Origin of the sequence: Streptomyces sp. NPDC002476 (assembly GCF_042889785.1) — a bacterium.
GTDB lineage: Bacteria > Actinomycetota > Actinomycetes > Streptomycetales > Streptomycetaceae > Streptomyces.
This window is the reverse complement of record NZ_JBIARH010000009.1, coordinates 1-25,358: the sequence shown is the minus strand read 5'-3', so window position 1 is coordinate 25,358 and position 25,358 is coordinate 1. Positions and strand designations below refer to the sequence as shown.

Annotated in this window: 24 protein-coding genes, 2 rRNA genes and 1 pseudogene; 15 read left to right on the top strand and 12 right to left on the bottom strand. The window is 70.3% G+C overall.

Features of this window, described 5'->3' with window-relative positions; all coding sequences use genetic code 11:
- Positions 1-21 precede the first annotated feature (21 nt).
- The 3 genes from pstC (at position 22) to pstB (ending at position 2,933) form a co-directional block, all read left to right on the top strand.
- Complete coding sequence (pstC, locus tag ACFYXM_RS13355; RefSeq protein WP_389289134.1) at positions 22-1,014, top strand: phosphate ABC transporter permease subunit PstC; 993 nt, start codon at positions 22-24, stop codon at positions 1,012-1,014.
- Positions 1,011-2,093 (top strand): phosphate ABC transporter permease PstA, encoded by a 1,083-nt coding sequence (gene pstA, locus ACFYXM_RS13350; RefSeq protein ID WP_389289133.1) that lies wholly within the window; start codon positions 1,011-1,013, stop codon positions 2,091-2,093. The genes pstC and pstA overlap by 4 nt, the downstream gene beginning before the upstream one ends.
- Before the next feature lie 63 nt (positions 2,094-2,156).
- Positions 2,157-2,933, top strand: a complete 777-nt coding sequence (pstB, locus tag ACFYXM_RS13345; RefSeq protein WP_389289132.1) for a phosphate ABC transporter ATP-binding protein PstB — start codon at positions 2,157-2,159, stop codon at positions 2,931-2,933.
- Between the two features lie 182 nt (positions 2,934-3,115).
- Here the strand turns inward: pstB and ACFYXM_RS13340 are convergent, their stop codons facing one another.
- The gene (locus ACFYXM_RS13340; protein WP_389289131.1) at positions 3,116-4,114 is read right to left on the bottom strand and encodes an anion permease; all 999 of its coding nucleotides are present in this window, start codon (positions 4,112-4,114) and stop codon (positions 3,116-3,118) included.
- Positions 4,115-4,119: 5 nt separating this feature from the next.
- Positions 4,120-4,740: a DUF47 domain-containing protein gene (locus tag ACFYXM_RS13335; protein WP_389289130.1), complete on the bottom strand. Its 621-nt coding sequence runs from the start codon at positions 4,738-4,740 to the stop codon at positions 4,120-4,122.
- Between the two features lie 201 nt (positions 4,741-4,941).
- Here ACFYXM_RS13335 and ACFYXM_RS13330 point away from each other — a divergent pair, with 201 nt between their 5' ends.
- Complete coding sequence (locus tag ACFYXM_RS13330; protein WP_389289129.1) at positions 4,942-5,388, top strand: metal-sensitive transcriptional regulator; 447 nt, start codon at positions 4,942-4,944, stop codon at positions 5,386-5,388.
- Positions 5,389-5,507: 119 nt separating this feature from the next.
- Here ACFYXM_RS13330 and ACFYXM_RS13325 read toward each other — a convergent pair whose 3' ends face one another.
- Both ACFYXM_RS13325 and ACFYXM_RS13320 read right to left on the bottom strand, forming a co-directional pair.
- The gene (locus ACFYXM_RS13325) at positions 5,508-5,702 is read right to left on the bottom strand and encodes a hypothetical protein (RefSeq protein ID WP_389289305.1); all 195 of its coding nucleotides are present in this window, start codon (positions 5,700-5,702) and stop codon (positions 5,508-5,510) included.
- A 278-nt stretch (positions 5,703-5,980) separates the two neighbouring features.
- On the bottom strand, positions 5,981-6,886 hold the full coding sequence (locus ACFYXM_RS13320) for a hypothetical protein (protein WP_389289128.1): 906 nt from the start codon (positions 6,884-6,886) through the stop codon (positions 5,981-5,983).
- A 133-nt stretch (positions 6,887-7,019) separates the two neighbouring features.
- On the opposite strand from ACFYXM_RS13320, the gene ACFYXM_RS13315 reads away from it, so the two are divergent.
- The gene (locus tag ACFYXM_RS13315) at positions 7,020-7,208 is read left to right on the top strand and encodes a hypothetical protein (protein WP_389289127.1); all 189 of its coding nucleotides are present in this window, start codon (positions 7,020-7,022) and stop codon (positions 7,206-7,208) included.
- Positions 7,209-7,264: 56 nt separating this feature from the next.
- Positions 7,265-7,463, top strand: a pseudogene (locus tag ACFYXM_RS13310) (BBE domain-containing protein); the annotation flags it as partial.
- A gap of 12 nt (positions 7,464-7,475) precedes the next feature.
- Here the strand turns inward: ACFYXM_RS13310 and ACFYXM_RS13305 are convergent.
- The 5 genes from ACFYXM_RS13305 to ACFYXM_RS13285 all read right to left on the bottom strand — a co-directional run bounded on the left by ACFYXM_RS13305 (position 7,476) and on the right by ACFYXM_RS13285 (position 14,006).
- The gene (locus tag ACFYXM_RS13305; protein ID WP_389289126.1) at positions 7,476-8,207 is read right to left on the bottom strand and encodes a phosphatase PAP2 family protein; all 732 of its coding nucleotides are present in this window, start codon (positions 8,205-8,207) and stop codon (positions 7,476-7,478) included.
- A 332-nt stretch (positions 8,208-8,539) separates the two neighbouring features.
- Positions 8,540-9,562, bottom strand: a complete 1,023-nt coding sequence (locus tag ACFYXM_RS13300) for an NlpC/P60 family protein (protein WP_389289125.1) — start codon at positions 9,560-9,562, stop codon at positions 8,540-8,542.
- Positions 9,563-9,867: 305 nt separating this feature from the next.
- Positions 9,868-10,527 carry a hypothetical protein gene (locus ACFYXM_RS13295; protein ID WP_389289124.1) on the bottom strand — a complete coding sequence of 220 codons (660 nt, stop codon included), beginning with the start codon at positions 10,525-10,527 and terminating at the stop codon, positions 9,868-9,870.
- On the bottom strand, positions 10,524-12,869 hold the full coding sequence (locus tag ACFYXM_RS13290; protein ID WP_389289123.1) for an alpha/beta hydrolase: 2,346 nt from the start codon (positions 12,867-12,869) through the stop codon (positions 10,524-10,526). Before ACFYXM_RS13290 ends, ACFYXM_RS13295 begins: the two co-directional genes overlap by 4 nt.
- 570 nt (positions 12,870-13,439) lie before the next feature.
- Complete coding sequence (locus ACFYXM_RS13285; protein WP_389289122.1) at positions 13,440-14,006, bottom strand: ATP-binding protein; 567 nt, start codon at positions 14,004-14,006, stop codon at positions 13,440-13,442.
- A gap of 196 nt (positions 14,007-14,202) precedes the next feature.
- On the opposite strand from ACFYXM_RS13285, the gene ACFYXM_RS13280 reads away from it, so the two are divergent.
- The 9 genes from ACFYXM_RS13280 (at position 14,203) to ACFYXM_RS13240 (ending at position 24,309) form a co-directional block, all read left to right on the top strand.
- Entirely contained in the window at positions 14,203-15,054 is an 852-nt protein-coding gene (locus ACFYXM_RS13280) for a helix-turn-helix domain-containing protein (protein WP_389289121.1), read from the top strand.
- Between the two features lie 341 nt (positions 15,055-15,395).
- Complete coding sequence (locus ACFYXM_RS13275; protein ID WP_389289120.1) at positions 15,396-15,758, top strand: DUF397 domain-containing protein; 363 nt, start codon at positions 15,396-15,398, stop codon at positions 15,756-15,758.
- A gap of 58 nt (positions 15,759-15,816) precedes the next feature.
- A complete protein-coding gene (locus tag ACFYXM_RS13270) occupies positions 15,817-16,443 on the top strand; it encodes a DUF402 domain-containing protein (RefSeq protein WP_389289119.1) in 627 nt (208 codons plus the stop codon).
- A 316-nt stretch (positions 16,444-16,759) separates the two neighbouring features.
- Positions 16,760-17,068, top strand: coding sequence for a hypothetical protein (locus ACFYXM_RS13265; protein WP_018101695.1), 309 nt, complete (start codon positions 16,760-16,762; stop codon positions 17,066-17,068).
- Between the two features lie 213 nt (positions 17,069-17,281).
- Positions 17,282-18,148, top strand: a complete 867-nt coding sequence (locus tag ACFYXM_RS13260; protein WP_389289118.1) for a hypothetical protein — start codon at positions 17,282-17,284, stop codon at positions 18,146-18,148.
- Positions 18,138-19,559: a hypothetical protein gene (locus tag ACFYXM_RS13255; protein ID WP_389289117.1), complete on the top strand. Its 1,422-nt coding sequence runs from the start codon at positions 18,138-18,140 to the stop codon at positions 19,557-19,559. Before ACFYXM_RS13260 ends, ACFYXM_RS13255 begins: the two co-directional genes overlap by 11 nt.
- Positions 19,556-21,106 carry an SCO6880 family protein gene (locus ACFYXM_RS13250; RefSeq protein ID WP_351523638.1) on the top strand — a complete coding sequence of 517 codons (1,551 nt, stop codon included), beginning with the start codon at positions 19,556-19,558 and terminating at the stop codon, positions 21,104-21,106. Before ACFYXM_RS13255 ends, ACFYXM_RS13250 begins: the two co-directional genes overlap by 4 nt.
- A gap of 76 nt (positions 21,107-21,182) precedes the next feature.
- Positions 21,183-22,604 carry an ATP-binding protein gene (locus ACFYXM_RS13245; RefSeq protein ID WP_389289116.1) on the top strand — a complete coding sequence of 474 codons (1,422 nt, stop codon included), beginning with the start codon at positions 21,183-21,185 and terminating at the stop codon, positions 22,602-22,604.
- Positions 22,605-22,716: 112 nt separating this feature from the next.
- On the top strand, positions 22,717-24,309 hold the full coding sequence (locus ACFYXM_RS13240) for a type VI secretion protein (RefSeq protein WP_389289115.1): 1,593 nt from the start codon (positions 22,717-22,719) through the stop codon (positions 24,307-24,309).
- A gap of 99 nt (positions 24,310-24,408) precedes the next feature.
- On the opposite strand, the gene ACFYXM_RS13235 is transcribed toward ACFYXM_RS13240, so the two are convergent.
- The 3 genes from ACFYXM_RS13235 to ACFYXM_RS13225 all read right to left on the bottom strand — a co-directional run.
- Complete coding sequence (locus ACFYXM_RS13235) at positions 24,409-24,969, bottom strand: GNAT family N-acetyltransferase (RefSeq protein WP_389289113.1); 561 nt, start codon at positions 24,967-24,969, stop codon at positions 24,409-24,411.
- A gap of 128 nt (positions 24,970-25,097) precedes the next feature.
- A 5S ribosomal RNA gene (gene rrf, locus ACFYXM_RS13230) occupies positions 25,098-25,214 on the bottom strand.
- Positions 25,215-25,286: 72 nt separating this feature from the next.
- Positions 25,287-25,358: ribosomal RNA gene (locus tag ACFYXM_RS13225) — 23S ribosomal RNA — on the bottom strand; the annotation flags it as partial.

Here is a 25,358-nt window from a genome sequence, read left to right as displayed (position 1 = left end):
CCCACACAGACCGGAAAGACCATGGCTTCCACCACACCGATAGACACGCCGCCGGTACCCCCGGCGGCGACCGGCCGCGCCCCCAGTACCGGGCGCGCGGGCGACAAGATCTTCCTGGCGCTTTCCCGGGGCTCGGGCATCCTGCTGCTCGTGATCATGGCGTCGATCGCCGTGTTCCTCACCTACCGCGCCGCACTGGCCGTCTCCAAGAACGAGGGCAACTTCTTCACCGCCTTCGACTGGAACCCGGCCGGCGACCCGCCGGTCTTCGGCATCGCGGTCCTCCTCTTCGGCACGGTCGTCAGCTCGGTCGTCGCGATGGCCATCGCCGTCCCGGTCGCCGTCGGCATCGCCCTGTTCATCTCGCACTACGCGCCGCGCAAGCTGGCCGCGCCCCTCGGGTACGTCGTCGACCTGCTCGCCGCCGTGCCGAGCATCGTGTACGGCCTCTGGGGCGCCCTCTTCCTGGTCCCGTACCTGGAGGGCCTCAACCTCTGGCTCGACGACTTCTTCGGCTGGACGTACATCTTCGACAAGACCGAGGTCGGCGTCGCCCGCTCGCTGTTCACCGTCGGCATCCTGCTCGCGATCATGATCCTGCCGATCGTGACCAGCGTCAGCCGCGAGGTCTTCCTCCAGGTCCCGAGGATGAACGAGGAGGCCGCCCTCGCCCTCGGCGCCACCCGCTGGGAGGTCATCCGCCTCTCGGTGCTCCCCTTCGGCCGCTCCGGCGTGATCTCCGCGTCGATGCTGGGCCTGGGCCGGGCGCTCGGCGAGACGATGGCCGTCGCCACGGTCCTGTCGCCGAGCTTCGTCATCTCCGGGCATCTGCTCAACCCGGGCGGCGGAACGTTCGCCCAGAACATCGCCGCGAAGTTCGACGAGGCCGACCAGTTCGGGCGTGACGCCCTGATCGCCTCCGGCCTCGTCCTCTTCGTCCTCACCCTGCTGGTCAACGGCGCGGCCCGGCTCATCATCGCCCGCCGCAAGGAGTACTCGGGGGCCAACGCATGAGCCACGCAGCCAACACCGGCGTCCAGGAGGTCCCCGCCCCCGCGGCGACCGTCGCCCCCCGGACCGGCCTCGGCACACGGTCCCTCCCCCGCTGGGCGCCCTTCGGCTTCGCGGCCGTGGCGCTCGTGCTGGGCGTCGGCACCGGCATCGCCGCCGGCTGGGAGAGCCGCACCCAGTGGGGGCTGTTCTCCGCCCTCCTCTTCGTCGTCATCTCGTACATCACGACCTCGGTCGTGGAGAACCGGCGCCAGGCCAAGGACCGGCTCGCCACCAGCATCGTCTGGGTGTGCTTCCTGCTGGCCGTCGCCCCGCTGGCCTCCCTGCTGTGGACGACGGTCAGCCGGGGCTCCGAACGCCTCGACCTGTACTTCCTGACCCACTCGATGGCCGGGGTGCTCGGCTCCGAGGCCAGCGGCGGTGTCTACCACGCGCTGATCGGGACCCTGGAGCAGGTCGGCCTCGCCACCCTCATCGCCACCCCCATCGGCATGCTGACCGCCGTCTACCTGGTCGAGTACGGCCGGGGCGCGCTGGCCCGGGCCGTCACCTTCTTCGTCGATGTCATGACGGGCATCCCGTCGATCGTCGCCGGTCTCTTCATCCTCTCGATCATGCTGATGACGCAGACCGATCCGTCCGGTCTGATGGGCGCGCTGGCGCTCACGATCCTGATGATCCCGGTCGTGGTCCGCTCCACCGAGGAGATGCTCAAGCTCGTCCCGAACGAGCTGCGCGAGGCGTCGCTCGCCCTCGGCGTCCCGAAGTGGCGCACCATCCTGAAGGTGGTCCTCCCGACCGCGCTCGGCGGCATCACCACCGGTGTGATGCTCGCGATCGCCCGCATCGCCGGTGAGACCGCACCGATCATGCTGCTGGTCTTCGGCAGCCAGCTGATCAACACGAACCCGTTCTCGGGCGCCCAGTCCTCGCTCCCCTTCTACATCTGGGAGCAGTACAAGGTCGGCACCGAGCAGTCGTACGACCGGGCCTGGGCCGCCGCCCTCGTGCTGATCGCCTTCGTCATGATCCTCAACCTCGTGGCCCGCGGCATCGCCCGCTGGAAGGCTCCGAAGCACTGATACGTGCGGCTCCCGCCCCGTGACCGGCCGCCGACGCGGCCACAGAAAGAAGCAGTGATTCAGATGGCCAAGCGCATCGACGTCAGCGGCCTGTCCGCCTACTACGGCTCCCACCTCGCCATCGAGGACATCTCGATGACCGTGGAGCCCCGCTCCGTGACCGCCTTCATCGGCCCCTCCGGCTGTGGCAAGTCCACCTTCCTGCGCACCCTCAACCGCATGCACGAGGTCACCCCCGGCGGCCGCGTCGAGGGCAAGGTGCTGCTGGACGACGAGAGCCTGTACGGGCCGAACGTCGACCCGGTCACCGTGCGCCGCACGGTCGGCATGGTCTTCCAGCGCCCCAACCCGTTCCCGACCATGTCGATCTTCGACAACGTCGCGGCGGGCCTCAAGCTGAACGGCTCGTACAAGAAGGGCGAGCTCCCCGACATCGTCGAGAAGTCTCTCCGCGGCGCCAACCTCTGGAACGAGGTCAAGGACCGGCTGAACAAGCCCGGCTCCGGCCTCTCCGGCGGTCAGCAGCAGCGACTGTGCATAGCCCGCGCGATCGCGGTCGAGCCGGAGGTGCTGCTGATGGACGAGCCGTGCTCCGCCCTGGACCCGATCTCCACCCTCGCCGTCGAGGACCTGATCGGTGAGCTGAAGGAGCGCTTCACGATCGTCATCGTGACGCACAACATGCAGCAGGCGGCCCGCGTCTCCGACCGTACGGCGTTCTTCAACCTCGCGGCGGTCGGCAAGCCCGGCAAGCTGATCGAGATCGACGACACGGAGCGCATCTTCTCCAACCCGTCCGTCCAGGCCACCGAGGACTACATCTCGGGCCGGTTCGGATAACGGGGAGGCCGGGCCCTCCTCCGCCGGAGAAGGGCCGGATCCTCGCCCCCCAAGGATGGCCTTTGGGTGCTGCATGGCGGTGCCACCCGTAAGGCAAAGGGTCCGCCCCGCTCCCCTCACGGGAAAGCGGGGCGGACCCGACTTTCGCACCGGCGCGTACCGGCGGCCCTCACGGCCGTCCGTCAGCCGAAGAGCAGCAGCACGACCCCGTAGCTGGCGGCGGCGACCAGGGCCGCGGCCGGCATGGTGATGAACCAGCCGAGGATGATGTTCTTGGCGACGCCCCAGCGCACCGCGTTCACCCGCTTCGTGGCGCCCGCGCCCATGATCGCGGAGGTGATCACATGCGTGGTGGAGATCGGCGCGTGGAACAGGAACGCCGAGCCGAACATGATCGACGCGCCGGTGGTCTCCGCCGCGAACCCCTGCGGCGGATCCAGCTCGATGATCTTCCGGCCCAGCGTGCGCATGATGCGCCAGCCGCCCGCGTACGTGCCCAGCGACAGCATCAGCGCGCAGACCAGCTTCACCCAGACCGGAATCGGGTCCTCCGGGCTCTCGATGTCCGCGATGACCAGGGCCATCACGACGACACCCATGGTCTTCTGCGCGTCCTGGAGACCGTGCCCGAGTGCCATGCCCGCCGCCGAGACCGTCTGGGCTATCCGGAATCCGCGCTTGGCCTTGTGCGGGTTGGTCTTCCGGAAGATCCACATGATCACGACCATCACCAGATAGCCGACGACCAGACCTATGACGGGCGAGAGGAACATCGGGATGACGACCTTGTCGATCACCCCGTCCCAGTGCACCATCGTCCCGCCGGCGAGCGCGGCACCGACCATTCCGCCGAACAACGCGTGCGAGGACGAGGACGGCAGCCCGAAATACCAGGTGACGAGGTTCCAGATGATCGCTCCGACGAGCGCGGCGAAGAGGATTCCCATCCCCTTGTCGCCTTCGGGCGTCGCGATCAGACCCTCACTGACGGTCTTGGCGACACCACTGCCGAGAAACGCGCCCGCGAGATTCATCACCGCCGCCATCGCCAGCGCGGCACGCGGAGTGAGCGCACGGGTGGAGACGGAGGTGGCGATGGCGTTCGCCGAGTCGTGGAAGCCGTTCGTATACGTAAAACCGAGCGCGACCCCGATGGTCACGATCAGCGCAAAGGTGTCCACGTGGTTCAGGACTCCTTGACCGCGATGGTCTCCACCGTATTGGCGACGTGCTCGAACGCGTCGGCCGCCTCTTCCAGTACGTCCACGATCTGCTTGAGCTTCAGCACCTCAATGGCGTCGTACTTGCCGTTGAAGAGATGGGCGAGCAGTTTGCGGTGGATCTGGTCGGCCTGGTTCTCCAGACGATTGACCTCGATCCAGTACTCGGTGAGATTGTCCATGGTCCGCAGTCCGGGCATCGCCTCGGCGGTCAGCTCGGCCGCGCGGGCCAGCACCTCGACCTGCTGCGCGATGCCCTTGGGGAGTTCCTCGATCTGGTACAGCACGACCAGGTCGACGGCCTCCTCCATGAAGTCCATGATGTCGTCGAGCGACGAAGCGAGGCTGTAGATGTCCTCACGGTCGAACGGCGTGATGAAAGAGGAGTTCAGCTGATGGAAGATCGCGTGGGTGGCATCGTCCCCCGCGTGCTCCGCTGCCCGCATGCGCTCCGCGATCTCGGCTCGGGAGGCAGGGTCCGCCCCCAGCATTTCCATCAGGAGTTTCGAGCCCGTGACGATGTTGTCCGCGGAGGCGGAGAACATGTCGTAGAAGCTCGTCTCCCTGGGGGTCAGACGAAAGCGCACGTGGGGTCCTCGGGGTGCTTTGGATTCGGCCAGGCTGATGCTAGGCGCATCATCCGGCCACGGCTAACCGGCGTTCTTCAGTGTCGCGCATGGGGCGCGGAGATCAGCACGGGCCCCCGGTCACGTTTTGGCAGAATTCGTTAAGCTATACCCACCAGGGGTATATGGACGGCAGTAGTAAAGGGAATACGGGAGGCAGCCATGACCACCACCGGGACCGCCGCGACCACCTCGGACGCCGGCACCGCGAGCACCGACGCCACGGCGGATGCCACGACCTCGGGCGCCTCGGCCGCCCCCGACCCCGTGGCCGGTTCCACCACCACCGGGGCGGCCGAGCCGGTCATCACCGGCCACGACCGGGGCATCCACGGCTACCACCACCAGAAGGCCGAGCATCTCAAACGGCTGCGCCGGATCGAGGGCCAGATCCGCGGCCTGCAGCGCATGGTCGACGAGGACGTCTACTGCATCGACATACTCACCCAGGTCTCGGCGTCCACGAAGGCCCTCCAGTCCTTCGCGCTCCAGCTGCTGGAGGAGCATCTGCGGCACTGCGTGGCGGACGCCGCGCTCAAGGGCGGCGACGAGGCGGACGCCAAGGTCGAGGAGGCCACCAAGGCCATCGCCCGCCTGCTCCGCACCTGAGGACGGGGCCCGGCCCCGCAGCCGGGCGGGCCGGACGAAGACCGGGCTCGAACGAAGCTGAGAGCCCGGGGAAGTACCGGGCCGCGCGACGGGGCGAACGTCGCCGGAAGGGGCACTGGTCAGGCCAGGTGGTCGCCGGGCCGGGGAGCGGTGGCCCGCTCGGCGACCACCCCCACGTTCAGCACCTCGTCGATGCGGGCGGAGCTGAGCCGCTCCCCGATCGCGGCCGACGCCGCGATCATCAGCTCGCCGCAGAGCTCGATCTCGGCGAGAGCCACATGGTCGGATTCGGTCCGTGTGCCGAGCGTCACCACGTCACTCACCTCTCATTGCCGTGCCGGCTTCCCAGCGTAGGGAGCGGAGCACGCGCCGCGCATGGCACGGACGGACCATTTCTGCTCCGCCGTCCTGCCTACGTCCGCCCCCGCCCGGCCCGTCCGGCCGCCCGCACCCGCCACCGCCGCCCCGGCCGGGACGCGCCCGCCGCCGTGCCGACAAGCGCCCCGGCCTCCGTTCCGCCATGCGCGCCGGCCGACGTGCCGACACGTGCTCGGCAGACGTACCGGCACGCCGAAGCCGTGCCACGCCCCGCCTACCGCTCCTCGATCTTCCCGGTGTAGATGTCGTGGTCGTCCGGCAGCCGGACAGAGACGGGCACCCCGAAATCGGACAGCGACATCGTCGACGTCACCTCCGCCACGGGCCCCTCGTCGGCGAAGGTGAACCGGTGGCGCACCTCGCGCAGCCGCCCCTGTTCGTCCAGATACGCGTCGAACGGCACGGTTCGGGTGCGAAATCCTTTCGTCGCCGCGACCAGCGCCCCGCGCGATTGCGGCGACGCCTCGCGGGCCGCCCGCCCGATGTCCGAAACCCCTCGGTAGTGCCGCACGCTCACCCCGGCGAGCACCGCCTGCCCCACGTACTCCACCTGCCGCGCCCCGCGCAGCAGTTCGGCCGCGACCATGGGGTCGGTCACCCCACCGGTGACCAGATTGCCGTCCGCCAGCGTCGTCGTGTCGACCCTGACCCACTTGTCCGTGGGCACCCCGGCGCCGCGATTCATCATGTACAGCGCGTCGGGGACCAGCAGCTCGGTAATGGGGCGGTGCCCGTCCGCCCCGGCGGCGTTCTCGGGCAGCACGACCTCCAACCGGCCGGCGCACCTGCGGAAGTCGTACGCCCCGCGGCCCCTGATCGTCACCCGTGTCCCGCCCGCCGCGGTCTGCATCGACGTACGCACCCGGGCGCTTCCCCCGACGCCCCCGGCTCCTGCCCCGGCCACCGTCCCCGTTCCGGTGCCGGACACCGTCCCGCCGAGCACCTCGGCCGCGCGGCGGACCGCGTCGAGCGAGTCGGCCCCGCCCCGCTCGTCGGCCACGGCGCTGTCGCCGCCGACCCGATCGCCCCCGCATCCGGCGGTCGCCGCCATCACACCCACCACGGCGAGGGCGCAGGCAGCGCGCGCCCCGCCTCCGGACCTGTGCCGCTGCACCACCATCGCCTGCCAACCCCCAACGCCGTACCGCTTGCCCGAGCCCCCCATCCGTTCCGGATAACGACAACCCGTGTCCCCCGTCACGCCGCTCCCGAACGCCGCACCGCCGAGTGGCGGCACCCAGTACCGTGGACGGGTGTACGTCCAACACACCCCAGAGGCCCCGCCGACCGCCCCCGCTCCCACGTCCGTCGGACACGAACCCACGACCGTGGAACGCGGCTCGTTCTGCATCGCCCGTTGCGCCTGCGGATGGTCGGGACCGGCCCGCCGCTCCCGCGACCGGGCCCGGGCCGACGCCTCGGAGCACCGCGCCTCGCCCTGACCCCACGCCCCCTCACACCTCGCACCTCGCACCTCGCACCCGGCCGCACCGAACAGGGCACGCTCCAGCAGGACTGGCTGAAAAGCACCCACATGGTGATGTGCCGGTACGCGTCCGGGGCGGCGTACCAGAACTACACGGATCCCATGCTTGGGCGACTGGCGCCGGGCCTACTACGGCACGGCCGCCGAGCGTCTGACGGACCTGAAGAAGCGCTACGCCCCGGATCGCCTGTTCTCGTTCCCGCAGGCCCTCTGGCTCCTCGGCCTACGCGGCCAGGTCCTTCTCGCCATCCCCGCAGACCGCCCCCGAGCGCGGCTCGCGAATCCCGATCGTCCCCGTCCGGCCACCGCGCCTCGCCGCCGACGACGAGCCGCGCGACCTGACGAGCCGTCCGAGGCGGTCCGAGCGGGAGACGGCCGCCGTCAACGGCGTGAGCAGCATCATCGCGAGCGGGGAGAGCAGCAGGGCGACCGCCGTGCCGAGCGCCAGTCCGCCGACGACGTCGGTCGGGTAATGGACACCCATGTAGACCCGGCAGAAGCCCTCCAGGAGGGCCAGGCCGATCGCGACGACACCGAACTTCCGGTTGACCACGAAGAGTCCGACAGCCAGGGCCATGGCCATCGTGGCGTGATCGCTCACGAAGGAGAAGTCGTTCTTCCCCTCCACGAGGACCTCCAGTCCCGCGTGTTCCCGGAACGGACGCTGCCGTTCCACGAATCCGCGGATGGGGATGTTGACGAGCAGCGCGATCCCGGCGGCGAGCGGCGCCCAGACGATCCCGGCGACCGCCGTCACCGAGTCCTCGGCCGTGCCGCGCCGGCGCACGCTCCACCAGCACCACAGGACCAGCAGGACCATGCCGAGCATGATCCCGTACTCGCCCACGAACTCCATGATCCGGTCGAACCAGGCGGGGGCGGACTTCGCGAGCCCGTTGATCTCGTAGAGCAGGCCGACGTCGGGGTTCGACCCATCCAGTGCGAGTCCAGCCATCCGCTGCGGCCCCTTGTCTTGTCTGCTGACGCGGGGCACACCCGTGCACCGCCCTGACGAACCCCCGTGTCGGTTCGATCACCGCGTGGCTGCGTCGCCCGTGCGGACCTGCCCGCGAGGGCCTGTCCGGGGGGCGTGCGCGCGGTCGGCTCACCACCGCCCGCGGGCCGCCCGGTCCACCCGGGCCATCCAGTCCACCCAGGGAACGACGCGGTCCGTGCGCGCGTTCCACCCTCCACCGAATGATCACTATGACGTTATCGAAGAGTGACGCATCGTCGCAGCTCAGGGCCTGGGCCTTACGGAGAGTTCCGGCCACCGCCGTCGCCGCGTCAGGCCTCCGGACGGTCGCCGGGAAGGTCGGTCGGGAGGGCCGCGGCCCCTTCCTTCGTCACGCGGGTCGCACCGAAGTAATCGGGGGTGTCGATCTTGTCGAACCGGATCACCGACCCGGTGTACGGAGCGTTGATCATGTAGCCCCCTCCCACGTACAGCCCCACGTGCCGGATGGCCCGTGAGTTGGTCAGGTCGTCCGAGAAGAACACCAGGTCACCGGGGAGCAGTTCGTCGCGCGAGGGATGCGGCCCGGCGTTGTACTGGTCGTTCGCCACCCGGGGCAGGTCGATCCCCACGGTGCGGTACGCGGCCTGGGTCAGCCCCGAACAGTCGAACCGCCCGCCCTGCTCCGGTGTGCCGTTGCCACCCCACAGATACGGCGTGCCGAGCTTGTTCTGGGCGAAGTGGATGGCCCCGGCCGCCTGCTCCGAGGGCTGCACCCGCCCCACGGGCCGGGCGAAACTCTTCTCCAGCGACCGGATGATGGTGACGTAGTTCTTCGTCTCCGCGATGTTCGGGACCCCGCCGGAGCGGATCACCCGGTACGCCCCGGCGTTGTACGCGGCGAGCATGTTGTCCGTCTGGTCGCCGGGCACCTTCTTCACGTACCCGGCGAGCTCGCAGTCGTACGAGGCGGCGGAGGGAATCGCGTCCTGCGGATCCCATACGTCGCGTCTGCCGTCGCCGTTGCCGTCGATCCCGTGCCCGGCCCAGGTGCCCGGGATGAACTGGGCGATCCCCTGAGCGGCCGCCGGGCTCTCGGCCCGGGGGTTCCATCCGCTCTCCTGGTACAGCTGGGCGGCCAGGAGGGCCGGGTTGATGGCCGGGCAGAGGTTGCCCCACTTCTGCACCAGCCCCTGATACTTCGCCGGCACCGCGCCCTTCGCCAGCCCGACCGCCCCACTCCTGCCGGAACCCGCGAGTCCGGCGGCGGCGGAATACGTGCCGACGACGAGCAGCGTCACGAAGCACATGGCCATGCCGACGCCGAGCCCACCGATCACCCAGAATTTTCGCACCCCTCAACCATCCCCCATCGGGGCGGTTTTCATGACCGCTTTCGCGGGTGTGTACGAATCAACCGGGTCACTGGGGTCGTTCACGGGCCCTTCCCGCACCTCGGGTGACACAGGGGGCGCACCGGCCGCCCGGTGGGGCGCACCGCCCCCCGCCGGGGCGCACGGCGCGCCGCCCGGGGATCACCGTGCGTCGAACGACGATCGGCACGCCCTGACCGCAAGTCAGAGCGTGCCGATCCGGAAGCCTTGCGCGTCGGCACGGACCACGCCGTGCCGACACCCCTTCAGGCCGTCTGGATTTCCCGTCAGGCCGTGCCGCTCGACCAGTACCCGGACCGGACGTTGGGGCGCGGGAGCGGGTAGACCCCCTTGTACGCCGGTCCGTTCGGCTCGGACGTGGACTCGGCGACCTTCGACTCCTTCACGCAGGGGCTGTCCGCCTCGAAGAAGACCTGGCCCTTGCCGCGGACGCTCACGCTGATCCCGAAGCCGTCCTTGGTCTGCGCGTAGACCGCCGGGAAGACCTTGTCGTCGTTCTTGCCCTTGATGCGGTAGCCGTTCTCGCGCCAGTGGTTCTCGACCTGGTCCAGGAAGCTCTGGCGGCGTTCCGCCGACACGATGGTCATCACGGTCCGCCTGCGGGTCACGTCGCAGGTACCGGTGGTCGTCGGGCCGTGCGCCCACTGCACCTCGGGGTCGATCGCCTCCAGCACGGAGTCGAGCATGCCGTCGGACCGTTCCGCGGCCTCCTGCATGTCCATGTCGGTCCTCTTGGCTCGCCGGACGCCGTCGGTCTCCTGGGTGTTCTCGTCGCCCCCCTTGCCTCCGGTGCCCTTGGTGCTCATGTTGCTCTCGGTGGAATTGCCCGGGCTCTCGCCGCCCGATCGCGCGTGTTCGTTGCCGCAGCCCGTCAGCGCGAAGCCGACGGCCAGTGCCACCGCGACGAACCGGAACCTTCGCTTCATCGCTGTTCCTCCATCTTGAGCCTGTCGGAGTTGCCGGACACGATCAGGGCGATGCTGTCCGCCGACATGGCGTCCCGTACCGGGTCGAAGTAGTTGGAGTGCGCGTCGAAGCTCACACCACCGGTACTGATGAACGGCGTCCCGGGGGCCACCGGGAACCGCTTGGCACCGAACGCCTTGCTCGCCGGGTCCTTGCCGAACCAGAGGTCGTCGTCGCCCTTGTCGGCCAGGTCGCCCGCGATGTACGCGCCGGCCGGGCCTCCCAGGATCATCCCCACCGTACCCACGACCACCTGCGTCTTGGACGGAAGGTGGGTGACCGGGTCGTTCTCGGCGGCACCGACGAAGACGTGCCCGGCACCGACGCCGAGGTCCACGGCGCGGTCCACGCCGACTCCGGGACTGCCGACCAGGATGATGTCGTCGACCCCCGGGATGCCACCCGGGTGCTGCGTCGCGGCCCCCACGGCACGGGAGCCGTAGGAGTGGCCGATGGCGGTGATGTGCGGGTCCGCGTTCTGGTTGGTGGCCGAGATCCCCGACATGAAGTCGTTGTACGCGGCACCGCCCTTCTCCGCCCGGCTGGTGCCCGCGACGGCCAGGCTGTGCAGCCCGTCCGGCGACTGCGGCGCGTCGTAGCCGAGCCAGACGATCGCCGCGGTCGACGAGTCGTAGCCCTGGGCGCCGATCGCCGTGTCGCGGGCGCGCTTGAGGCCCGACTTGGCGAAGTCCTCGTCCAGCGAGGTGTTCAGGCCCGGCACATAGGCCGACACGTGCTTCGACGTGTCGGGGTTCCCGTACGAGACGATGGCCCTCCCGTTGCCCTCGTCGCTGATGCCTAGCAGGTACATCGGCGGCTGACTGCCCTCGTTCAGCTGACGCTGGATCTCACGCAGACCGGCCAGCTGCTCCTTCGACTTGGAGTCGGTCTTGCCCTCCAGCTTCGAGATCAGCTCGGGCAGGTTCTTGCGGTTGGCCTTGTCCCGGTCCGCCGCCGGAATACCGTCCAGGTAGCCGATCTTGTCCGAGGACAGGTCGAGGTACTGGTCGCGCTGCTGCTGCGACAGGCCGTCCCACCACGCCTTGCGATCGGCCGCGGAGGCGTTGTACGGGATGCGGTCGTTGAGGTAGTCGCGCGTCGCGCCCTGCACCGCCGCTTCGACCCGGGGCCCGGAGCCGGGCAGTCCGGCGACCGCGCCGCCGCCCCCGCCGGACGCCTTGGTCATGTCCCAGGCGGCGGCGATGTACTGGCCCTTGTCCCACTTGTTGCCCGCGCCCCGTGCCGCCTGGCCGTACTGGTCGGCGATGCCCTTGACCGTGTCGCCGGGGTTGAAGATCGCGTCGACGACGCCGTTGACGTCGCCCAACAGGCCGCCGTCGCCGACGACACCGTCGAGGAAGCCGCCCTCCGAGGAGCCGGAGGAACCCGACGAACCGTCTTGTCTACCCGCGTCAACCGGCGAAGAAGAATTGCCGCCGGTCGATTCGCCGGAGCCACCGGAGCCCTCGGTGCCGCCTGAGCCCTGGGTCCCACCGGAGCCCTCGGTCCCGCCCGTGCCGCCGGAGCCGCCCGACGAGCCCGTGCCACCGGACGCGCCGGACGCGCCGGACGCGTCGGATCCGCCGGACGCGGACGAACCGCCCGAGTCCGCACCACCGGAGGTGGTCGACCCGCCGCTGCCCGTACCACCGGTCACGGTCGCGCCTTCGGAGCCCGCACCGCCCGAGGAGCCGGACCCTCCGCCGGTCGCCCCCGAGCCCTTGCCCGCCTCCACATTGCCGTCCGGCGGCGCGCACGCGCCCCCGGTCAGCTGGCAGATGGCGTTCTGGATCTGCCCGGTCAGCTGCGCGCCGATTCCCGTGGCCACGAGCGCCCCGATGAGGGCCACGACCACGAGGATCATGCCCAGGTACTCCATCGCCGTCTGCCCGGCGTCGGCACGACGCCACTTCAGCATCCGCACGACGCTGAACGGACGGTACTGGACACGCTGTTCGGCCGGCAGGCGGAACCACTCGCGCGAGGCGGCCCGGCAGAGCAGGACGATGACGACGACCGGCAGGACCACCTGCGCCAGGCCCTGCCCGGCGGTGCCGTCCTTCAGGGTCGCGAACGCGCCCAGGGCGAGCCAGATGTGTACGGCGAGGAGCCCGCGCCGGATCCAGACGCCCCCGGTCCGCACGTACAGCGACAGCACGAACCCGATCACTCCGGGCAGGGCCGCGTACACGAGCATGCCCAACAGCCGCCCGTTCACCGCGTCGACGGCCGACGCCACGACGAGCGCGTCGATCACGCCGATGACCGTGACCGCGAAGAGAAGCCGTACGATAATCAGCACCGCCTGCAAGGGGCGCGACAACGGCTGTCTACCGGGAGGAACTTCGGCGGCACCGACGCCGGCGCCGCCCGGTACCGCTAATTCTCGTATGCCAGACACGGCGAGTCTCCCCAGCTTGGTGAGTGGGTGCAGCGACGGTTCCCCCCGGTACCGTTATGCGACCACAGCACTACAGGGCGCGGCATGGGCCCCAGGGCCCAATACCAGGCTCAAAAACCCAGGTGATCGGCCTCTCCCGTACCGTCACCGACTGTCTGGATACGGGGCATTGAGGACAGCCCACCCGTCAGGGCGCCCCGGTGGACCAGAAGTCGGAGCGGACGCCGGGGCGAGGAATGATCTCGCCGGAGCACGTGGGGACTGCGGCGACGGCCGCTCGTTGTCGACCAACCATCTGGTGGGAGTCGCCGAGGCCGACGGCGAAGGCGTGTGGTGCTTCGATGTCACGCAGCCGGACAGGGACGGCGAGTGCCCGGTCTGTCTCCACTCACAGGACGAACCCCGCGCGCGGTACGCCGACTCCGGCGAGTGGGCGGAAGGGGCGGAGACCGCCCCGGAGTTTCCTCCCCCTCACCCCAGCCCCGACGCGGTCTCGCGCTGCACCTCCGCGTCCGCCCCCGCCACGGTTTCCTCGCCCTCCCCCTTGGCCACGCACTCCACCCAGAGCAGCTTTCCGCCCTGCCCCGACAGGACGCTTCGGTCCGGCACCTCCGCTGCCTGCGGCGCGCGTTCGGGCCGTCCACCGCCTCCGACCCCTCCGTCGCTCAAGGGAACCGCTCCCCAGCTCTCCGCGTAGAGCGTCACCAGATACAGCCCGCGTCCCCGTTCGGCCAGCTCCGCCGGGACCCCGGCGCTCCTTCGGAACGGCGCGGGAATATGCGGGCTGGTGTCGCGGACGCCGAGCCGGATCCGGCCTCGCCCGGCTTTGCGCAGACGCAATGAGTACGGCCCCGACGAGTGCAGGTACGCGTTCGTGACCAGCTCGCTCGCCAGCATTTCGGCGTTCTCGACGAGTTCGGGCATGCCGTGCAGGCGCAGCGCGCTGCGGAGCATCGCGCGGGCCACACCGGGAGCGCGGGGATCTCGCGGGAGTTGAAGGGTGTACGTCCAGGGCGGGGATACCGTGGCACTGACCATGGAAGTCTCCGTTCACGGAGGGAAGTCGGAAGATGCGCTTCGGGTTGTCCGGTGACGAGGCCGCTCCGTCGAGCGGGGTACTTCCGGACCGGTGGCCTGCGTCACACGATAGAGCTCGATGCGGAATGCATTCCATAAAATCCATGGATTACGTAACAGATACGCTCGTGTGGGTGACCAAGACGGGGAGTGAGTGATGCCGCCCAGCACCACACCGACGGCCCGCCGCAGACGGCTGGGAGCCGAGCTCCGCAAGCTGCGCGAACGCGCCGGGATCACGGCGACCGAGGCCGCGCGGCTGCTCGGCGGCAACCAGGCACGCATCAGCAACATCGAAGCCGGCCGCTACGGCGTGAGCGCCGAACGGGTGCGCACGCTGTCCTGCCACTACCACTGCCCCGACGAGGCGCTGGTCAACGCGCTGGCCGCCATGACGGGCGACCGGAAACGGGGCTGGTGGGAGGAGTACCGGGACATCCTCTCCACGGAACTGCTGGACCTGGCGGAACTCGAACACCACGGAACCGCACTGCGCACCGCCCATGTCTCCGGTCTGCCCGGTCTGCTCCAGACCACGGACCATGCCCGCGAGGTCTTCCGCCAGGTCGTCCCCGCTCTCACGCCCCCGGAGATCGAGCACCACCTGTCGTTCCGGATCAAGCGTCAGGCCGTCATCTTCCGCGAGAACCCCGCGCCCTACCGGGCGGTCGTCCACGAGGCGGCCCTGCACATGCGGTTCGGCGGTCCGGCCGTGGCCAGACAGCAGCTGGCGCACCTGCTGGCCATGAGCGAGCGCGATCACGTCACGATCCGGGTGATCCCGTTCCGGGCCGGCGGGTATCCGGGGACCGGCCAGCCGGTCCACTACGTACACGGATCCGTACCGCAACTGGACACCGTGCAGCTGGACCAGGCGCACGGCATGGCCCTTCTGGACGCGGAGGCCCACCTGCACAAGTACCGGCAGGTGCTGGACCGCATGGAGTCCCTCGCGCTGGACGCCGCCGAGTCGCGCGACCTGGTGGACGCCATCGCCCGGAGCCTCTGAGGAGAAGCCGTCGCCGAACCGTGCACGGGGTCGCCGAACCGTCCGCGACGGTCGCCGGTTCGCCCGCGGTCGTCGCCGGACCGCCTGCGGCGGTAGCCGGACTGCCCGCAGCCGTCGCCGGTCCGACCGTGGCCGGAGCCCTCGCACCCACGGCAGGGGCGGATCCCGCGTGCCCGTGTTCGCCGCCCTGCCGCCCCGCTCCCGCTCCCGGCGCGGTCCGCCCTGCGGAGATCCGCGCGCACTCCGGCACGGCCCGGCGCACGGCCCCGGCGCCCGGTCGGCTCCCTCGCGGCACCGTCAACACGCGCCGTCAACACGCATCGTCAAGGAGAATCCCGCCCATGACCGACATCCCCGCCGACCTGACCTGGATCCGCGCCGCCCCCGAGGACGACGAGGGAACCGGCCCCTGGATCGAGATCGCCTTCGGCCCGGACGAACTCGTCCATCTCCGCGAGACCGGCGACCCCACCAACATCGTGACCACCACCCGCGCCAAATGGGACGCCTTCGCCAAGGGCGTCCAGGCCGGCGAGTTCGACCACTTCATCGACGACATGGACTCCGAAACGGACTCCGAAACGGACTTCGGCACGGACACGGTCCCCGACCCGGGCACCGGTGCCGGCACCGGCACCGGCATCGGCATCGGCGAGGACATCGACGGGACCACCGACGACGGCGGCGCCTCCGCCCGGCCCTGAGCCACCCGCGCACCCACGCCACGTGTCCGTGCTCCGCGCCGTGGGCACGATCAGGGGCATGGACGACGCCCCTGGCCGGATACTCCACTGGAACTTCTTCATCGGCGGCCACCTGAGCACCTCGGTACCCGTGCGCCTCGTCGAGCGCACCGACAGCGGTCAGCTGGTCTGGATGGAGACCGGCACGCCCATGTGGCGTACAAGGCTCCCGCGCGGAAAGCATCTGCGGGACATCGCGCCGCACGAACGCCCGGCCGAGGGATACCCGTTGGTCGCCGATCGGTGGCCGATGGGCAGCGCCCTCTTCCACCAGCCGACCGGTGCCGGGTACTCGGTGCTCTGGCTCTTCGGCCGCCACCGGAGATTCCGCGGCTGGTACGTGAACCTGGAGCACCGGGTCCACCGCGGCGACGACATCGACGTCGCCGACCACGAACTCGACATCGACGTGGCCCCGGACCGCAGCTGGCGGTGGAAGGACGAACGGTCCTTCGCCGAGAAGACCGGGCACCCGGCCTACTGGACCCCCGACGAGGCGTCGGCCATCCGGGACGAGGGTCGCGCGGTCGCTCGACTCGCCGAGACCGGAACGTTTCCCTTCGACGGCACCTGGTGCGATTTCAAGCCACCACCGACCTGGACGACGCCTCCCCGCCGCCCCATCCCCCGTCACCCTCTGCTCTGACCGGATCCCGCCCCCGACCAGGAACGGACCGGCTCCGCGCCTTGAACTCACCAGGTCCACACCGGGTTCCGGCCGGGATGGCGCGATGACAATCATTGCCCGAGGTCACTCTCCGTGATAAACAGAGTAACCGTACGTATTCACTCATACATCGATTCGATCCACCAGTCAGATGGTCGAACCGGTCACACGTGCGAGATTCGGGTAAAGAGAGCCGTCAAGCCGTCGTACGAAAGCAGTTTCATCAGCGAAGATAGAGGGTGACCCGTGTCGTGTGGCAGGGGCATCGAACTACCCAACAGGGGCGGTGACTTACATGATCCTGGCAGCTGAAAAGGGCGACATCACCACCATCATCGGCGGAATCGCCCCGAACTGGGGGCCGTTCGGGACCCTGGGCAACGAGGCCCGCGTGATGATCGAAGTGGTGATGGCCATCGCCATCCTGCTCTGCCTCGGCATCGCGGTCTGGGGTGCGGCCAAGCAGCGCATCGGCGCCACCGCGCTGCGCGACACGTTCAGCGCGGAGCAGGGCAAGGGGCTGATCGTCGCAGGGCTCACCGGTGTGTTCATCATCGGATCCCTGGGGACGTTGTTCACCATCGTCTACGGGATGGCCGTCTGACCGGCAGTCACCCGTGCCAGGGGCGCTCCGCGCCCATTCCTCCGTTCCTCGTCCGTCCCACCTCCACCACCCACCCGTCGTGCCCACCGGCAGAGGTTGCGTCCCCCTGATGTCGAGTCACCACACCGCGCCCGCACGGGAAGCCGTGCGGCTACCGTCGTATCACCCGGTTCAGGAAGCGGCCGAGCAAACGGTTGAGGGGACGTACGAGAGATGAGCACCGGCGACGAGCGCGGCTACAGCGGCCCGGGACGTACCGCCGACCCGTACAGCACCATCGGCGGTACGCGCCAGACCCGTACGCGACTGCCCGACGGCGAGGGCGACGACTACGGCGCCGCCCGCCGCCCGGCCCGTTCCTCCCGCTCCCTCGTCATGGTCGTCGGCGTGGTCGTCCTCCTGCTCGCCGCCATCGCGTTCGCGAACCTGGGCGGAGGCGGCAAGGACGGCAAGGACGGCGGCCCCGGGAGCGCGGGCGGCAGGCCCGACTCCTCGTCCACCGCCGCCACCGGCACCAGACCGGTGACGGGGAAGAACGGTTCGATCCCCACCGGCTTCGCCCACGACGAGCAGGGCGCGCAGAGCGCGGCGTCCAACTTCGCGGTGGCGCTGGGCTCGGCCGGGATGTTCAGCTCCGACACCCGCCGGTCCATCGTCGAGGCCACCCATGACCCCGCCGTCGTGGAGAGCCTGCTGGCCGACCTGACGAAGGCGTACTCGCCGGGCCTGCTGGAGAACCTCGGTCTCAACGCGGACGGCACCACCCCGTCCGGCCTGACCTTCGTCTCCCGGACCATGCCTGTGGGCACGAAGGTGGTCGAGCACGGCGGCGACACCGCCACCGTCGAGGTCTGGTGCACGGGTCTGGTCGGCATGGCCGGTCAGGACTCCACCAAGCCCGTCACCTCACGGTGGTTCACCCTCACGCAGAAGCTCAAGTGGGTCGGTGGCGACTGGCGGATCGAGTCGTCGAGCCAGACGGAGGGCCCCACGCCCGTCAACGGCGACAACCGGGCCTCGACCGCGGACGAGATCGCCAGTGCCGTTCAGGGATACGGAGGCTTCACCTATGCCCGCTAGTGCCGTGACCGGAAAGGTCTGCCCGGAAGGGCCGACGCTCCTCGGCCGACGCCCGCGCGCCCGCGCCCTCCTGGCGGTCCTCGCCGGTCTGCCGGTGGTGGCGGCGCTCCTGCCGGTCGTGTCGCTCCTGCTGGCCTCACCGGCCGTCGCGGACCCCACGCCGTCGTCCACGCCCCAGCCGTCGTCGACGCCCTCGCCCGGCGCGAGCGACAACGCCTGCGACCTCATCGTCGGACTCGCCAAGGACTACTGCGAGAAGGGCGAGGCGGCCACCACCCAGACCCGCCGCTCCACCGTCGACGAATCCCTCGACCCCCTCTCCTCCCTCGCCCGGGGCTGCGCCGACGCCGCCGCGTGGATCGTCGACAAGCTCAGCGAGGCCGTGAAGGAGACCGCGAACGTCGACTTCACCAACGAGACCTTCCGCAACCAGTACGCGATCGTCTTCGCCGCCTCCGCCTTCCTCACGCTCGTCCTGTGGCTGTTCGCCGTCGCCAAGCGCGCCATCCGCGGCGTCCCGCTCAGCACCGCGATCTCCGAGGCGGTCGGCTTCCTCTGGCTGACCGTCATCGCGTCGGCGTTCACCCCGCTCGTTCTGTACGTGGTCGTGTCCGCCACCGACGGCATCAGCGACGTGATCGCCTCGGCCACCGGGAACAAGGCCGACGTCTTCTTCGGGTCCTTCGCCGAAGCGCTCAAGAAGGGCTCCGACATCGGCGGCGGGCCGATCATGCTGATCGTCGTCTCGCTCGTCTCGATCCTCGCCGCGGGCGTCCTCTACCTGGAACTCGTCATCCGCGCCGCCCTGCTCTACGTCGGTGCCCTGCTCGGCACCGTCGTCTACGCGGGGCTCGTCGACAAGAACATGTGGGGCCACGTACGCCGCTGGGCGGGCATCATGATCGCGGTGATCATGGTGAAACCGGTCATCGTCATCGTCCTCGGACTGGCCGGAGCCCTCTCCGGCGACGACGGACCGAACGCGTTCTCCTCCGTGGTCTCCGGGCTCGCCATCATCCTGCTCGCCATCTTCGCCTCCGCGATGATCTACCGCTTCGTGCCCGGTTTCGGCGACGAGATCCAGGGCGCGCGCACCAACCGCAAGCAGGCCACCGACGGCTCCCAGGCCGCCGCGCTGATCAGTTCCCCCGCCGCCCTCGTCTCCCAGGGCATCAAGACGCACAGCGGCCGCGGCGGCCAGAACGGCGGCGACGCCGGCGGCAGCCCCCGGCCCGCCAACCCGGTCAGCGGCGGCGTCGCCGCGCACGGCTCCCGCGGCACCGGTTCCCCCACCGCGCCCCCGCCCCGCAGCGGATCGGGTCCGGCCTCCGGCACCCCGCACGGCAGCCGCACCCCGCGCGGCGGATCAGGCAGTACAGGTAACAACAGCACGGGAGGTGGAGGGCGTTGACGACTCCGGCCCACACGATCGCGCCCCGCCGCACGTATCTCATCGGCCGCGCCCGGCCGAACGCGATCGTCGGCAAGAACCGCGAGACCGGGGAGATCGCGCTGATCATCGTCGGCGCGTTCCTCGGCATGGTGAGCGGACTGGCCATCCCCTACCTGGCCCCGCGGATCGTGCTGCTGGCGGGCTTCCCGCTGCTCGCCCTGGCCATCGTGTACGTCCCGTACCGGCACCGCACCTTCTACAAGTGGTACGAGATCAACCGGAGTTACAAGCGCCTGCTGCGCCGCGGCACGTCCTACCGCTCCGGCGCCATGGAGGCCGGGGTGCGCGCCGACGGGCGGGAGGTCGAGATCGGCCCGCCCCCCGGCATCGGCCGGATCAACTGGCTCGCCGCCCCCTTCGGCCCGGACGAGATCGCCGTGCTGCTGCACGCCGACCGCCGTACCGTCACCGCCGCGATCGAGATCGAGGGCCCCGGCGTCGGTCTGCGCGACAGCGAGGACCAGGAGGCTCTCGTCGACCGCTTCGGCACCCTGCTGAAGCACGTCGCCAACGGGGACGGCTTCGTGACCCGCATCCAGATGCTGGCCCGTACCCTCCCCGCCGACCCCGACGCGCACGCCAAGGATGTCGGCCAGCGCGGCGACGACTCCTCCCCGGCCTGGCTGCGGGACTCGTACGACCAGCTCCAGTCCATGGTCTCCACCTCCAGCGAGCAGCACCGCGCCTACCTCGTGGCCTGCATGCACTACACGCGTGAGCTCGCCGCCGAGGCCAACGCCATGGCCCGTGCGGCCCGCCCCGCGTCCGGCCGCAAGCTGGACCGGGACGCGGGCCTCGCCGTCGTCATGGCACGCGAGCTCACCGACATCTGCGCCCGTCTCGCCGAGGCCGACATCAGGGTGCGCCAGCCGCTCGGCCAGAGCCGGCTCGCCTCCCTCGTGCACTCCATGTACGACCCCGACCACCCCATCGACCACATCCAGGCGATGACCAAGCGCAACGCCTGGCCCGCCGAACTGGACGCGGTCGAACCGACGTTCCTCCAGGCCAAGACCCGTGAGTCGGCCACCCGAGCCCCCTGGTGCCACTCCACGGCCTGGGTGAAGGAATGGCCGATGACGCCCGTCGGGGTCAACTTCCTGGCCCCGCTCCTCGTCCACACGCCCGATGTGATCCGTACGGTCGCGGTCTGCATGGACCTCGAACCCACCGAGATCGCCATCGAGCGGATGCTCACCGAGAAGACCAACGACGAGGCGGAGGCCAGCCGTCAGGCCAAGATGAACCGCACCGTCGACCCGCGCGACATCGCCGCGCACGGCCGCCTCGACCAGCGGGGCGAAGACCTCGCGAGCGGCGCGGCCGGGGTGAACCTCGTGGGGTACATCACCGTGTCCTCGCGCTCCCCCGAGGCCCTCGCCCGCGACAAGCGGACGATCCGCGCATCCGCCGGCAAGTCGTACCTCAAGCTGGAGTGGTGCGACCGCGAGCACCACCGCGCCTTCGTGAACACCCTGCCGTTCGCCACCGGCATCCGCCGCTGACCGCGCGACCGACCCCACCGAGACGCCCGAGACAACCGAGAGACACAAGAGACACGAGAGGGAGGCCGGTCCCGCCATGCGAGATCCTCTGTCCGCGCTGTCGGACGCCTTCACCGCCTTCCTCTTCGGGAAGGTGGAGACGACGAGGCTGCCCGTCCGTACATCTACGGGACAGGCCCAGGCCGTCTACCTGCCCACCGCGGCCCCCGGCCTCGGCGACTCCGGCGTGATCATCGGTCGTGAGGTGTACTCCGGCAAGGGCTACATCTACGACCCGTTCCAGCTCTACGGGCAGCAGCTGCCCGCCCCGCACTGGCTGGTGCTCGGCGAGTCAGGGAACGGCAAGTCCGCGCTGGAGAAGACGTACGTGCTCCGCCAGCTGCGCTTCCGCGACCGTCAGGTCGTCGTCCTGGACGCGCAGGGCGAGGACGGCGTCGGCGAGTGGAACCTCATCGCGCAGCAGCTCGGGCTCACCCCGATCCGCCTCGACCCGGCCGCCGCGCTCAACGGCGGCATCCGGCTCAACCCGCTCGACCCCTCGATCACCACGACCGGTCAGCTCGCCCTGCTCCGCACCATCATCGAGGTGGCGACGGGACACGGGCTGGACGAACGGTCCGGCTTCGCGCTGAAGGTCGCCCACGCGTACGTCAACGAGACGATCACCGACCGGCAGCCCGTCCTGACCGACATCGTCGAGCAGCTCCGGCACCCGGAACCCGAGTCCGCCGAAGCGATGAACGTCGACATAGACGACGTACGGGCCTGGGGCCTGGACGTCGCGCTCGTCCTGGACCGACTGGTCGACGGCGACCTGCGCGGCATGTTCGACGGGCCGACCAGCGCCGGCATCGACCTCGACGCCCCGCTGATCGTCTTCGACCTCTCGCACATCGACCGCAACTCGATCGCGATGCCGATCCTGATGGCGATCGTCGGCGTCTGGCTGGAGCACACCTGGATCCGGCCCGACCGGAAGAAACGCATCTTCCTGGTCGAGGAGGCGTGGCACATCATCAACTCGCCCTTCGTGGCCCAGCTCTTCCAGCGCCTGCTGAAGTTCGGGCGACGGCTGGGCCTGTCGTTCGTGGCAGTCGTCCACCACCTCAGCGACGTCGTCGACGGAGCGGCGGCGCGCGAGGCCGCGGCGATCCTCAAGATGGCCTCGACCCGCACGATCTACGCCCAGAAGGCCGACGAAGCCAGAGCGACGGGACGGGTGCTCGGCCTGCCGCGCTGGGCCGTCGAGATCATCCCCACGCTCACACCCGGCATCGCGGTCTGGGACGTCAACGGCAACGTCCAGGTCGTCAAACACCTGATCACCGAGGCGGAACGGCCGCTCGTCTTCACCGACCGCGCGATGACCGAGTCCTCCTCCGACGAGAGCGTCCCGGACGACGAGCGCGCCGCCGACCTGGAGGCGGAGGAGCGCGCGGCACGGATCGAGTACCAGCAACGGCGGCTGAACGAGTCGTCCGAGTCAACGGTGGCCTGACATGGCGGGGCACGGCGGAGTACGAGGCACGGGAGGCGGGGGCGGGAACCGAGGGGGGAACGGGCACGGCGGAGCCGGCCGGGACGGAAACGGCGGAGGCATCCCGGACGGGATGCTGATCGGCCTGCTGGCGTTCCTGCTCGGGCTGACGCTCCTGGCGTGGACGGCCACCGGTCTGGCCGGTCTGTTCACGCACGGCGCCTGGCCGGAGGGGGTCAGCCTCGCCGAGACCCCCCTCGCGATGCGCAGGCTCGTCACCGCGCCGCACGACCTCCCGGCCGCCTGGCCCGGGACCCCGGCGGACGCCCTCTCGGGATACGGGCTGTTCTGGGGCCTGTTCATAGGCGAACTGATGGTGCTGGTGGTGCTCGCGATCTTCGTGCTGGGGGTGGTGACCCGCTGGCGCGCGGTACGGGCCCGGCAGCGCGCCGAACGGCACGCGGCCCTGTACGAGGACGGCGAGACGGGCAAGGAGACAAGGGAGACGGGCAGGGACACGAGCGGGCCCGCGGAAGCCGCCGTGGCGGCCCGTCACCCGGTGTCGGCCCCGCGGCCCCTCGATCCCGAGCCCGCCCCGCGCCCCGGCTCCGCACCGGAACCCACGCCCGCGCCGCGCTCCGCCGCCGTGCCCGCGACGGACCCCGTTCCCGTGCCCGGCCCCGCTCCGGAGGCCGCCACCGCGCCGGCTGCGAGGACACCCGCCGCTCCGGAGCCCGGCCCCGGCGCCGGTCCCGGCGCGGAGACCACTCCCCTGGAACGCGCGGCGCCCACCCCCGGCGCCCCGTTCGTCGTCCACGGTCCGCCCGCCACCCGCCGCCCCACCGCCGTCCGGGCGATCCTGGAGGCCGACGGGCCCGCGCTCGTCGTCACCTCGGACCCCACGGTCTGGGCGGAGACGAAGGGGCCTCGGGCCAAGCTCGGCCCGGTCCTCGTCTACGACCCCGGCCACCTCTGCGACACCCCGGCCCGCCTGCACTGGTCGCCCACGACGGGCTGCGAGGACCCCGAAACCGCCGCGTCCCGCTCCGCCGCGCTGCTCGCCCCGGTCCGGCCGCAGGCCCGTATGGACGCGGCGACGGCCGACACCGCGGAAACGCTCCTGAAGTGCTGGCTGCACGCCGCGGCCGTCGACGGCCGCCCCTTCCGCCAGGTCCACCGCTGGGCCCTCGGCGGCGGCGCACACGAAGCGGTGCGGCTGCTGCGCACCCACCCCAAGGCCGCGTCCGGACTCGCCGGACTGCTGGAGTCCGCCCTCACGGCGCATCCCGAACGCCGCGAGATCGCACAGGAGTTGACCGTACGGGCCCTCGGCGCGCTCTCCGCGGTCCACATCCGCGAGGCCTGCACCCCGAACCGGGCGGATTCGCTCGCGCTGGCATCTTTCGTGGACGAGGGGGGCACTCTCTATGTGGTGGGTGAGCCGATCGAGGATCCCCGTTCGGGCCCCGGAGCGATGCCCCTGCTCACGGCGCTCGCCTCACACGTGGTCGAGCACGGCCGCCGCCTGGCCGCACGGTCAGCCGACGGTCGGCTCGACCCACCAATGACGCTCGTGCTCGACGACATCGCCGCAGTGGCGCCCGTCCCCCTGCTCCCGGAGCTGCTGTCGACGGGCGGGGCCGTGGGGCTGCCGACCCTGGCCCTCCTCCGTTCCCGTGAACAGGCCCGTGCCCGCTGGCTCCAGGAACTCCCGGCCCCGCGCTGAGTTCGCGCCGCCTCGTCCGGTCTCACGCCCTTCGCCGAGCGGATGGGCCCTGCCCCGCCCCGAGCGGCCACGACCGAACGAACGCATGCCGCCTCGCGGCTACTCCGGACGCGCCACCGCGCACTCGATCTCCCGGGCGGACGGATCACCCGGCACGGGCTCCGTCCGCCCGGTGGGAACGAACCCGATCCGCCGGTAGAACGCTGCGGCCCGCGGGTTGCCCTCGTGCACGTACAGCCGCACCCGCTCGATCCGCAGTCCGTCCAGTGACCAGGCCCATTCCGTCGCGGCCCGGAACAGCTTCTCGGCCAGGCCCCGCCCCCGCGCCTCGGGCCGTACGAACACCCCGACCACATGAGCCTGGTGGGTCTCGGCCTCCTCGCCGAACCGGACCTCCGCGTCCGGCCGTTCGATCAGCACCGTCACGCTGCCGTCCCACCGCCCGTCGGGCGCCACGGCGACGAACTGCCGCACCTCACCGTTCCCGTCCTCGGAGGCGCCGAGCGCCCGGTCCCGCCAGAACGCGTCGGAACGGGTCACACTCTGCTCGTACGTCTCCAGGAACGCCACGGACGCCACCGGGTCCCGCAGGGCTGCCAGCCGCAGCTCCTTGACCAGGCGCCATTCCTCGGCACGTACGACTCGAATCACATGGTCCATCCACCGATCCTGCCGCCACCCGCCCGGCCAGCACAAACAACTTTCCCGGCCGGCGCCCGTGTCCGCCGCTGTTTTTGAACGCGAGAAAGCCCCGCACCACAAGGGTGCGGGGCTTCCCCACAAAAACTGTTCGGCGGCGACCTACTCTCCCACAGGGTCCCCCCTGCAGTACCATCGGCGCTGAAAGGCTTAGCTTCCGGGTTCGGAATGTAACCGGGCGTTTCCCTAACGCAATGACCACCGAAACACTATGAAACACATCAACCAGCAAACAGCGGTTCGTTGTTTCAGAACCAACACAGTGGACGCGAGCAACTGAGGACAAGCCCTCGGCCTATTAGTACCGGTCAGCTCCACCTGTTACCAGGCTTCCACATCCGGCCTATCAA